This is a genomic window from Microcystis sp. LEGE 08355 (assembly GCF_015207185.1).
Lineage (GTDB): Bacteria > Cyanobacteriota > Cyanobacteriia > Cyanobacteriales > Microcystaceae > Microcystis > Microcystis panniformis.
The window spans coordinates 1-2266 of sequence record NZ_JADEXI010000689.1; the positions used below are offsets into that span (position 1 = coordinate 1).

General features: G+C 40.2%; 1 protein-coding gene and 1 pseudogene. One reads left to right on the plus strand and one right to left on the minus strand.

Annotation, left to right across the window (positions count from 1 at the left end; translation table 11 throughout):
• Positions 1–415 precede the first annotated feature (415 nt).
• Positions 416–1190, minus strand: a pseudogene (locus IQ242_RS22940) (Uma2 family endonuclease).
• A 189-nt stretch (positions 1191–1379) separates the two neighbouring features.
• Between IQ242_RS22940 and IQ242_RS22945 the strand changes: the two are divergent.
• Positions 1380–2266: serine/threonine protein kinase (locus IQ242_RS22945; RefSeq protein WP_193961537.1), on the plus strand; the 887-nt coding region annotated here is incomplete at its 3' end.

A 2266-nucleotide genomic window follows, 5' to 3' on the forward strand; every position in this document is an offset into this window, starting at 1 on the left:
ATCATGAATTGTCCCTACATTTTCGGAGTATAAATCATGAATTGTCCCTACATTTTCGGAGTATAAATCATGAATTGTCCCTACATTTTCGGAGTATAAATCATGAACTATCCCTACATTTTCGGAGTATAAATCATGAACTATCCCTACATTTTCGGAGTATAAATCATGAATTGTCCCTACATTTTCGGAGTATAAATCATGAACTATCCCTACATTTTCGGAGTATAAATCATGAACTATCCCTACGTCTGGCTCTTCTCGACTTTGTGTGATAAATTTAAATTATATAAGAGCGATCGATCTTTGTGTCCTCTGTGTCTCTGTGGTTCCTTCCACTCACTGCCCTAAGACTGTATCTTAGAATACATTTTACCCACCAAACCCAAGAGATCCCACTGACCACCTTGCACCCCTACAAGGTTTCATCGGGATTAATGCCTAATTCTCTTAATCTTGCCGTTAATTGCTCAATTTTTTGTAAAGCCAGTTCTTTTTGTTGTCTTTCATATTCCTTTTGTTGTAAAGCCAGTTCTTTTTGTTGACGTTCAGATTCTTTGGCCTGTTTCTCCAGAAGAGCGGCTTCCTCAGGTGTTGGGATTAACTGACCCCTAGGACTAAAATAACGCAATTTATCGGCGTAGATCCCTAAATATAAGCCCAATTCTTCACTCCATAACCAACCTTGCTGATTGGGTTCAATCGGTTGATATTTTCCCCTAATTAACGTATATCCTTCAAACTCTAAACTATAGGGGTCAAACCAGAAATAATCAGGAGTCCTAAATGTATTTTGATAAATTTCTTTCTTTTCTTCCCTATCAGTCTTAGCGGTACTTTCAAAAGAGGATTTCTATAATCACATTAGGATATTTTCCCTCTTCTTGCCATACTACCCAACTTTTCCGGTTTTGGTTTCTAGTTGTTCCCAATACTACAAAAAAGTCGGGTCCTCTAAAGTATTCTGATTTTTTCTGATTGGGACTGTAGTAGATGGTTAAATTCCCGGTTGCAAAGTAATCTTCTCTATCTTGCCATAACCATTCTAGGCATTTTATCAATAAAATAATCTGAGTTAGATGTAAATTACTTTCCAATGGCGGTTCATCACTCCAAAATTCGCCCTTGGGGAAGATTATCTCATCTTTTTGGGCGGTTTGGCTAGGGGATAGGGGTTGAGTTGTAGTCATGGTTATCTGCTATGAATAATAAGCTGTCCGTGTATTTAAACTGCTTGTTGAGATGAGACAAGGGGCAACAGTAAAGGTATTGGCTAAGATTCAGCTAATCTAAGGATAGGCGGTTAAAATGCGTCTTAGCCTATTATTTGTGTTAATCTCATCTTTACAGATCAAAACCCTCAATCGTCTAAGGAGACAATGGCCGCCAATTCTCGGAATAAATCGCCCGTTTTTCTCGGCTGTTCCGGCAGGATCGCTATTTTTTGCCTCTTGATGTTACTATCGGCGGCAATAGGCTGGTTAATCGGAAAACAGTGGGTTAAACACAGCAATCAACCCCAAACCGTTAAACCCGTTTTTGCCACGGAGGAAAATAATTTTAATTCTGCCACAGATCCGGCATGGCAACGGAAAGCCGAGATGAGAAAGCGCCGTCTAGAGTTGGGAATTGATGGTCAGTTTTTTAAAAATCTCGTCAATGAATTGTTTAACCTCCGCTATGGGGATATCAAAGAGGAAAAACAGAAACAGGAACAAAGAGATATTTTAGCAGCAGAAATCCTCGATCGCTTAGAACGTCTCGATTCTGGCACTAGAGAAGCATTAGGTAGCTACGACGAGCAACAGCGAGAAAAATGGCGAGAACAAGTGAATCAGTTACGTCTAAGCAGTAGAGTCCTTAATTTACTCACTGATACTGCTTTTTTTCAGCTATTTCCCGAATTGACAGAAAGACCAAATTTTGATAGCGGCTTAGGTCAACTATGGAGTGGTTTGGCCTGGAATCAGTTACAATCTTTACAGTCTGGCCTATCCTACCAAGCGATCGAAAGTTTAGACGCGGGGGGAGAGGAAGTTATCGAGGCAATTCTCAGCGAGGGACAAGGAAAAGCCTATGCAATAAAATTGCGTTCCAGTGATCGGTTAGACTTAAATTTAGAGACGGAAGGCGAAGTTTTACTATCTTTCTACTCTCCCACGGGTAATATTACCCTTTTAGACAAGTCTAGCGATCGGCAATGGTCCGGTCAATTACCCGAAGAGGGATTTTATGAATTAGTTATTCTCCCCCAATCTTCTACCCC